We start from the raw sequence: 9284 nt of genomic DNA, 5'->3' as shown, positions 1-9284 counted from the left end.
TATAGTTTTCATCGGTAAAACACCAGGGTGTTTTATACAATGTCCACTATAAGGGGTGCACTTCACAGTCGCCATCTCCCCCAAACGGGGGATTTTTTTGTTGTCGCAATACGCCTATGCTTAGGAGTAAAGACCTATTTCGGTGCGGAGGCAAGCCTTAATGAATTACAATCTTTACTTATCCGTGCTGCTGATCGCAGCTACTTGTTCCGCATTGGTTATGGTCTATTTATCGTGGAAGCGTAGAGAGCATCCCATCGCGATTAGCTATGGGTTAGCCGTATTAGCTGGAGCCTTCTATACGTTCGGATATGCTTTTGAAATCGTCAGCCCCAATCTGGAGCATATTCGCTTCTGGCTGCGCTTCGAGTATATCGGTATTCCGTTCGGTCCCGTGCTTTGGTTTATTATGGTGCTGCAATATACGGGGCGGCAATCGCTCGTTCGCAAACGGCTGGTCGTACCGCTGCTGGTCGTTCCGATCGTTACTTTTGCAGCCCATTATACGAACGCGTGGCACCATTGGTTTTACGCAAAGATTACGCTAGAAGAGTCCGAAGGGTCCACGCTAGTTTCCTTATCGAAAGGTCCCTTATACGAGGTTCATGTCGTCTACTCCTATATCCTTGTCGTGATAGGCATGGGCTTGCTCATTCAGATGCTCCGACGTTCGACACCGCCCATGAAGAAGCAAGTGGCCTTTATGATGATCGGCTCATGCAGTATATACGGATTCTCGCTCGTCTATCTCATCGGGGTAATCGATGTCCCGATTGATCTATCTCCCTTCGGCTTTGTCGTCTCGGGCGTCTTTTATTTATGGGGAATCTATCAATTTAACATGCTGCGATTAGCTCCCTTGGCCTTGCAAAGAGTATTCGAATCCATGACGGAAGCGGTTATCGTGTTCGATCTCGATAACGCGCTGACCAGCTACAATCAATCGGCCGGGCGAGCGATAGAGGGCCTCCACAGAAAGCAACTGGGATTGCCGGCGGATCAAGTGTTTGTTCGCTACCCTCTTCTGCTTGAGAGGCTCCGCCATGGATCATTCTCCTTAAGAAAAGTCCAAATTGTAGGTCAACCGGACGAGCCCTTCTATAACGTGAATATGTCTTTCGTCTGCGATAACCATGGAAAGCCTGTCGGCAAAATGCTGCTATTAAGCGACGTAACGGAATCGGTACGAACCGAGGAGAGACTGCTCGATAACGCCCGGCAGCTTGGCGAGCTCAATACGTTCAAGGATAAAATGTTTAACGTTATCGCGCACGATATTCGCGATCCTCTTGCGGTGCTCGTCAATTTAATGGAGCTCATGGAGGACGAGATACAAGGCTGCGAACGAGATCATGAGGAGATCGTGCACGAGATGGGGCAGCAAATTCAAAATACGTTTACGTTAGTGGAAAGCTTGCTGGATTGGTTTCGTAGCCAAAGGGGAGGCATGGTGTTTAATCCGATCGAAAGGGATCTGGGTCACACGGTGCAAAACAATATCCGGATGATGCGCGTTCGCAGCGAGAGTAAACGAATTCGGATCGTATCCGAAATCCCGCAAGACACGTTCGTGTATGCCGACAAGGAGATGCTCGATCTGATCGTTCGAAACCTACTTTCCAATGCCATTAAATTTACGGCTGCCGACGGCAGCATCCTAGTAAAAGCACATCGTAGCGGGAACAGAACGATTGTCGCGGTAAGCGATACGGGAGAGGGGATCTCTGAGGATCAAGCCCCTACGTTATTGCAGGAAGCTTATCCGACTTCTTCCGCCGGAACGGCCGGAGAGCGAGGAGTAGGGTTGGGCCTTACGTTATGCAGGGAATTCGTGCGCTTGAACGGAGGCGAGATATGGTTTGACAGTACGCTCTCGCAGGGCAGTACTTTCTACTTTTCCCTTCCCGATCCATCGGAATCTACAAGAATAAGCTCTAGCAGCATGGAGGGCGCCGCGGTATGAAGATCGTCATTATCGATGATGAACAAGCGATGCACCTCATCCTTAGACGCATGTTAGCCAAGGTCGAGGACATGGACATCGTGGGGAGCTTTACGGAGACGGCATCGGCTTTCGCTTATTTGGTAAAACATGAAGTGGACTTGGTGCTCGTAGATATTAACATGCCAAGAGAAGGCGGCATGGAGTTCGCCCAGCGACTGCGGGAGAACGGTAAACAAACGAAGCTCGTGTTCATAACGTCCCATAAGGAATACGCGCTGTCGGCTTTCGATGTCCATGCCTTCGATTACATGGTGAAGCCCGTCGTGCAAGACAGACTTCACGCAACGGTTCGAAGAGCGCGGGCGACCCTGCGAATGGAGCGCCTATTCCAAGCCGAGCCGGCTACGGACGCAACGGCGGCGTTCAATTGCCTAGGCGGGATCGAATTGCTAAGCGCTCAAGGCGATAGAGTCAAATGGAGATCCAGCAAAAGCGCGGAGCTGTTCGCATACTTGCTTCTTCATCGAGGAAGACTCGTATCTAGAGCTCGGCTTATCGAAGATCTGTTCGGAGACATGCCCCTGAAGAACGCCGAGACGTATTTGAACACGACGGTTTATCAGCTGCGCAAAGCTTTGGATTCGGTCGGACTGAAAAATAATTTGCAATCCGATAGCCATCGCTATGCGCTTAATCTCGATGCTACGCGCGTCGACCTTCTGGCTTTCGAAGAAGGATGCTTACGGATGGCACTAATAGATGAGACGAACATCGAACAAGCCCAAGAGCTCGAGCAACTGTATAAGGGGAACTTGTTCGGAGATCGCGCCTTCGATTGGGCATGGAGCGAGGTCGAACGTCTATCACAGTTGCATACGTCCTTTACCCAGCGCTTGGGTGCGGCTTTACTGAACAAAGGCGAGTCGAATGCCGCCATCCGGCTGTTGCTGAAGCTCCTGACGGATAACGAGCTGGACGAGCAGACCGTGATGCTGCTGATGAAGGCATGGGCGCTACAGAAGAACAAGGAAGCGCTAACGAAGCAATTCTCGCGATTTACGGACACTTTGCGAGACGAAATTGGTGTTAGGCCTTCGCCTGAGGTTGTTTCTTTATACGAACAGTTACTATCGGATTTCGGATGATCGATAGGTAAAACTACATATTGCGAGCCCATTCCCTAGCGAATGGGCTCTTTTTGTCGGTGTTTGTCATTTTGCCGTCATTGGGGTGTGATAGTGTTTCAGTGAGATTGATAAGAGATTTTAAGGAGGAACAATAGGAATGCGGAATATTTACAACAAAACAACAGCAGTCTTCTTGGTCATGCTCATGGTGATCGGGGGAATGACGGGGTTGTTGGCGCCGGCAGGAAACAAGGCGTCCGCGATGATAGGGATACCGGTGGAGCAGACGATTAATGATGCTAGCATTACTAGTGTCAATACTAGTCACGATCATACGACTGTCACATTGACTTTGAATGCATTTATGGAGCCTAAATCAGGTGTATCCGTAACGGATGCCGTATATGTGACAAGAACGGGGCCTAGCGGTCTTCAGACGGTCACGGCTGATTCGGCTGAGAATTCAGTTGCCGTGAATCATTACGGGGTTCATACGAATATCACCATCACTTTCGATACTCCGTTAGATGGAGCAAACAATCTGATTCAAATTCAAGGCCAATCTTTTGAATGGTCGGACGAGAATATTACGTATAGCGGAACGGCTACGGTACAACCGTTGGATCTTTTGCCTCCCGCGTATGTAGGGTCGGAATCCGATGGGGGTAACTACGTAGAACTGTATTTTGATGAAGATCTTATTTTGAACGATCACGTGAATTTACGCGATCAAATTAGCATCTCGACGGATGGAGCGACTTTCGCGGCGCTTCCGGCGCAGATGTATGTCAATAACGGCCTTTGGGAGGGGCAAAACGAACGTTATCGGAATCCTAAAGCCATTTATCTAGACAACTCAGATAACGACATGAAGGTTATCTACGGCTCGAATACGCGCGTGAAAATCGCAGCCGGCACCTTCATGGACGAAGATGGTAACCAGAATGCGGAGATGATTCTAGACATCACTCCACCGGTCATTCAAAGTACGGCTCTAAGCTCTGATCATAAAACGTTGACGATTACGTTTAACGAAAGCGTCTTTAATAATGAAGGAGATTATCTAGCCTCTTATCTTTATTTGTTGAAGAATGGCGCAAATTCCGAGTGGACCTCTTTGACCGAAGACGATACGGTCTCCATTGTCGATGGAAAGCTTGTTATACAATTTGCACAAGCTCTAACAGGGGATCTTAATCAAATCGTTATCGAAAGCTATGCGATTAAGGACAGCGCGGGCAACGTTGATAGCGAGGACACGATGAGCCAGTTTATTCAAGCAGGCGGAGAGGTCGATAAGACAGCTCCTCAATTGTTGAATTATTATCTATCGGCTGACTTAAAGGATTTAACGCTAGTGTTCGATGAAGACGTATTGAATAACACTGCTTCGGTAGAGGACTTTAAATCGAGATTCCAATATATTGATGTTTATCAGTGGGCCTACCTTGACGGAACTGTGGAATTTTCAGCAAACAATAACCATACGCTGATTCTGCACTTTAATCATGCATTAAATGGGAATCAATATTTGTTCCAATTCCAAGCCGATTTATTAAAAGATGCAGCGGGTAACGTTCTTCAGGAATACCTCCCAATCTACTGGATATATCCTAATAGTCCATTAGAGTTTTATGGCGGAGAATTCTCCCATGACGGCCGATTGTTAAACTTCTATTTCAACAGCGAAATAGCGGACAACACCGTAGTTGACGGGGTGTCGCATCTAAAGGACAAGATTAAAGTTTCAACGGATCAAGGCGCACACTTCTTGTCTCTGAGCCCAGAAGATGTTGTTACGATCCAATATAATAAATTGGTCGTTCTATTCCATGATGCATTGACGAGCGGCACCGTAGAAATTCAAATTGAAGCAGGTGCCGTGCATCATATAAACCTACTCTCCATTGTGAATGATGCGATCGACGAATCGATTGCATACAATACCCCGGTCCTTAAAGGCTATATCTTCAGTAATGCTGCGAGCGAATTCGTATTCGAGGACAATGCAGCTTGGAGAAGTAAAGTTAGAGATGTGATTGTCTATGATGATGAAAATGAAGAAGCTATACATTTGACGGAAAACACAGACTTTACCCTCACTGCAGGCAAGCTAACGATCAATAAAGGCGTGTTCCAAAAAGGCATTGAATATGAGATTTATGTCATTGCGGAAGGTTATAGCACGGATTACTATGAGGGCGAAGCGTTTGCTTCATCTGAGCTATTCTATATGACAGCGCCGATCGTTACTAAGCAAGGCGGTATCCATGCCTCCGTCAATATCTTTAGAAACGACGATATTTGGATCGATGATGATTCCCGCCCGACGCAAACGGTAATCTTCGAATTGTTTAACGGGACGACGCCGGTAAGCATCGTGGCTTCCGAGTTGGATGTGCAAACGGGCACTTATTCCGCGCACTTCAATGTAGACGCTGCTAATTCTAATTACACGGTTAAAGCATTCGTCGTTAGTCATTTCGGCAATGATTTCTCCAACGTTGGCGTGAGCATGACAACGTTAGTGACGCAATCGGAATACGACCTATTGTTGAACTACGGCGGAGGTGTAGCTTAATTGAAGCTCAAAAAATTCAGTTGGCTCCTAACGCTAATGCTTGTCCTAGCGTTAGTGCCAACGACAGTCTTCGCTGACGCACCCGCATCCGTTACCCTAAACGCCGTAACATCGATTTCGCAGGGAGGTTCCGTGAACATCTCGGGAACATCCACTTACACGGACGTTATCGTTAAAGTCGTTCGTCCTAGCGGCACCGTCGTGTTCTTCGATATGGTTCAGGTTACGGGCGGACAATTCTCTACCTCGTTCACGCTTGGCAGCAACGAGGCGGCGGGTACGTACAAGGTTGTTGCCGGACAAGGGAATGATGTTGCTAACAAGGACCTGTTCGTCACGGCGGCTTCTAGCGGATGTACGAGCAACTGCGGCGGCGTCAGCGGATCGATCACGCAGCCAGGCGAAGTAACTTCGACGGATGGCCGGCTAACGCTTCCGGTAGGAAGCACGGGCCACGTTAGCTTGAGCGATGAAGTTACGATTTCGATCCCGGCTAATGCATCAAGCCAAGAGCTCAAATTAACGATCGAGAAATTGACGAACGCGTCGAATCTGCTTTCGGAGGGAGACGTTCTAGCCAGTCCGATCTTCGAGATTTTGAAAAACTTTACGGATAACTTCAGTAAGCCGATCACGCTCACGTTCGCTTTCGATCCGACAAAATTGGGGACCGACCAAAGAGCAGCTGTCTTCTATTATGACGAGACGAAAAAGGTGTGGGTGGAAGTCGCCGGCGGTACGGTGAACGGCAATCACATCGCGGTCGAAGTCAATCACTTTACGAAATACGCGGTGTTCGCCGTAGCCAATACGGAAGTCGCTCCGATTACGTTTAGCGATATTGCCGGACACTGGGCTGAAGCTAACATCAAGCAAGCGGTAAAAGACGGCATCGTCAAAGGCTATCCGGACGGCACGTTCCAACCGGACGCTACCGTAACGCGCGCGGAATTCGCGGTCATGCTGATAAACGCGCTGAAGCCGGAAGGCGAAGGCGCGGAGCTAAAGTTTACGGATGCCGACAAGATTGGAGCCTGGGCGAAGAAAGCGATCGCGCAAGCGGTACAAGCAGGCATCATTAAAGGCTACGACGACGGCAGCTTCCGCCCGGATGCGCAAATTACGCGCGCCGAGATGGCTTCGATGCTGGCGAAGGCATCGGGTAAGACGATCGAGGCGAAGGCAACCGCGGGCTTCGCGGACGATAAAGAGATTCCTGCATGGGCCATTTCCAGCGTTGCGTACGTGAAGCAAGCAGGCATTATGCAAGGCAAAGGCCATAACGCTTTCGCGCCTCAAGATCAAGCCACGAGAGCCGAAGCCGTAATGGTTCTGCTCAATAGGCAAGCAGTAGTAAGCAAGTAAGATCGGCGACTCAAAGACCCTCCCTGGCGTTCAGGGAGGGTCTTTGACATATATTTGCCAAACGCTTGGACGCAGGGATACGTCGAATTTCGTCGAATAATTTTATTCGAGAACCCGACATCATCATCGCAACGAAAGGGGCTAATCCCCGTGAATCTGCTTCCGCTCCTCATCGTCACCGTCACGGTTTCTATAACGGGCGCTTTTCTACGCTTTTACTTCAGTGCCGCGATCAACAAGCTAATGTTATGTGCTAGCGCGCTAATCTTGCTGATGGCTCTTGATACGACCGCATTGGAAACTTATATGCCGATCATCGGAAGCGGGTTCGTGCTGCTCTTGTCCTATAGTTATTTCGGATACGGGGCGCTCGTCTCCGTTATCATCGTCGGGTGGTTAATGCCCGCGGAAGGCGGTTATAGTTGGTCCGCTCTAACGGGTACCGTCATCGCCGGGTTTGCCGGCATGATCCTCTCTCGTCAACAACGCAAGCAACGAGAATCGGACAAGCTGTGGCAAGAGCAACTATACAAGCAGTCCAGACCTTATTCGATTCTGAAAGAAGTCAGCGTCGGACTGCAGAGCACGATGGATACGAGCAAACTGCTGCATATTATTTTGACGGCGATTACGGCAGGGTACGGACACGGCTTCAATCGCGCGTTGCTCTTCTTGTTCGACGAACGCGGCAATCGGCTGAAGGGCGAGCTTGGCGTAGGTTCGATGAACAATACGGACGGTATCCGTATTTGGAATACGGTCGTCAACGATCGCATGAACTTGAGAGATTTTATCGCTCGCAAAGACGAAGCGAACATCCAAGACTATCAATTGAACGATGCGCTGAAGCTGATCGATATTCCGCAGACGAGCGCCGACGATCACGTCATCCATCGGGCGATCCGCGAGCAGAAGCCTTACCTCGTTCGCGAGATCGACAGCTCGGATGCCGTGCAGCAGCTATTTTCGGAAATGTTCGGAATGACTTCTTTTGCCGTCGTGCCGATGATCAATCAAGACAAGGCAGTCGGCGTCATTATCGTGGATAACAATATTAATCGAAAGCCGCTCGATATCGACGGGGTGGACAGCATTCTCCCGTTGGCGGCTCAAGCCTGCATTGCCATCGAAAACTCGCGGCTGTACGAACGGACGCAGCGGTTGTCGATCACGGACGGCCTGACGGGGTTGTACAACCAACGCTTTTATCAGGATGCCGTACAACGATATGTGCTTCAGGCTGAACAGGAGGGCATGCCGCTCTCCTTGATCATGCTGGATATCGATAACTTCAAACGGTACAACGATACGAACGGACATCTCGAGGGCAACAACCTGCTGATCGTGTTAGGTCGGCTGATCGCTTCCGTTGCCTCCGATCGTTATGTACCTTGTCGATTCGGCGGAGAAGAGTTCGTCGTTTTGCTGCCGGATGCTTCTTTGGCGGAGGCTAGCCGCGTCGCCGAGGAAATTAAGTCGGCAGTCGAAAGCTATGCATTCCACAATGGCCAAGCCCAGCCGGGCGGCAAAGTTACGATCAGCGGAGGCGCGGCGGCTTATCGTCCGGGCATGAGCGTCGCGCTGTTAATGGATGCGGCAGACCGTGCGTTATATGAAGCCAAGCGCACAGGCAAAAACCGCATCGTCATGCGCGAGGAAGGAGCGAATGCCGTATGAGCCGGATCGAGATCATACAACTGGGATGCGTTCTAGTCTTTTTGCTTGTCGCCATCGTCGGGAGCCGGGTTGGTTATTCCCTTCATCTGCGTTGGTATGTGAACTCCCTACTAAGACGGCTTGGGCATTCGAAGGAAGAGTTGACTTTTTCGTTCGATAAAATGGTGTACGCGATTCCTCTCCCGACGAATCAACCTGAGCTGCTGGAGGCAGGGATCGAGCAATATCGGATCGTGGAAGAGTACGATTCCTGGGTTTATCCCCAGCTAATCGGTATTCGCGTCATGCTCAGAACAACAAAAGGCACCGATCGGCTAGTCGCCTATATATCGGCCGATACGTTATGGATACCGCTGCTGGAGAAGCTACTCGTTGAAGGAAAGATCGATCGGAAGACGTATGGGAAAATCAGCACGTACAAGCTGATGTTGCCATCGACCCAGTCGGATACGCTCACGGAAGCGTTCGGCCAAATGCGTAAAAAGAAGTTTACTTAAGCGATTAAATTGGGCAAGATTAAATTAGAATCGGTTAGAAGCGATGTGTGAGCACGCAATCTATGCTATAATAATGTGCTTAGGTTCATTTG

General features: G+C 49.6%; 6 protein-coding genes. All 6 read left to right on the top strand.

Annotated elements, in window-relative coordinates; all coding sequences use genetic code 11:
• Positions 1–160: 160 nt before the first annotated feature.
• The 6 genes from ACFPQ4_RS16160 (at position 161) to ACFPQ4_RS16135 (ending at position 9192) form a co-directional block, all read left to right on the top strand.
• Positions 161–1963 (top strand): sensor histidine kinase, encoded by a 1803-nt coding sequence (locus ACFPQ4_RS16160; protein WP_378112908.1) that lies wholly within the window; start codon positions 161–163, stop codon positions 1961–1963.
• The gene (locus ACFPQ4_RS16155; protein WP_378112907.1) at positions 1960–3090 is read left to right on the top strand and encodes a response regulator; all 1131 of its coding nucleotides are present in this window, start codon (positions 1960–1962) and stop codon (positions 3088–3090) included. Before ACFPQ4_RS16160 ends, ACFPQ4_RS16155 begins: the two co-directional genes overlap by 4 nt.
• 139 nt (positions 3091–3229) lie before the next feature.
• The gene (locus ACFPQ4_RS16150) at positions 3230–5653 is read left to right on the top strand and encodes a hemoblobin-interacting domain-containing protein (RefSeq protein ID WP_378112906.1); all 2424 of its coding nucleotides are present in this window, start codon (positions 3230–3232) and stop codon (positions 5651–5653) included.
• Between the two features lie 132 nt (positions 5654–5785).
• On the top strand, positions 5786–7018 hold the full coding sequence (locus ACFPQ4_RS16145) for an S-layer homology domain-containing protein (RefSeq protein ID WP_378112905.1): 1233 nt from the start codon (positions 5786–5788) through the stop codon (positions 7016–7018).
• Positions 7019–7168: 150 nt separating this feature from the next.
• The gene (locus ACFPQ4_RS16140) at positions 7169–8695 is read left to right on the top strand and encodes a GGDEF domain-containing protein (RefSeq protein WP_378112904.1); all 1527 of its coding nucleotides are present in this window, start codon (positions 7169–7171) and stop codon (positions 8693–8695) included.
• Positions 8692–9192 carry a hypothetical protein gene (locus ACFPQ4_RS16135; RefSeq protein ID WP_378112903.1) on the top strand — a complete coding sequence of 167 codons (501 nt, stop codon included), beginning with the start codon at positions 8692–8694 and terminating at the stop codon, positions 9190–9192. Before ACFPQ4_RS16140 ends, ACFPQ4_RS16135 begins: the two co-directional genes overlap by 4 nt.
• The last annotated feature ends 92 nt before the right edge of the window (positions 9193–9284 follow it).

The sequence above is a fragment of the Cohnella yongneupensis genome (assembly GCF_042655785.1).
GTDB lineage: Bacteria > Bacillota > Bacilli > Paenibacillales > Paenibacillaceae > Cohnella > Cohnella yongneupensis.
This window is presented reverse-complemented; position numbering and strand designations above follow the sequence as displayed.

Excerpts from the sequence above, each read along its gene's own strand:
- ACFPQ4_RS16150 (WP_378112906.1), top strand. The coding sequence starts at position 3,230 with ATGCGGAATATTTACAACAAAACAACAGCAGTCTTCTTGGTCATGCTC.
- ACFPQ4_RS16155 (WP_378112907.1), top strand. The coding sequence starts at position 1,960 with ATGAAGATCGTCATTATCGATGATGAACAAGCGATGCACCTCATCCTT.
- ACFPQ4_RS16160 (WP_378112908.1), top strand. The coding sequence starts at position 161 with ATGAATTACAATCTTTACTTATCCGTGCTGCTGATCGCAGCTACTTGT.
- ACFPQ4_RS16135 (WP_378112903.1), top strand. The coding sequence starts at position 8,692 with ATGAGCCGGATCGAGATCATACAACTGGGATGCGTTCTAGTCTTTTTG.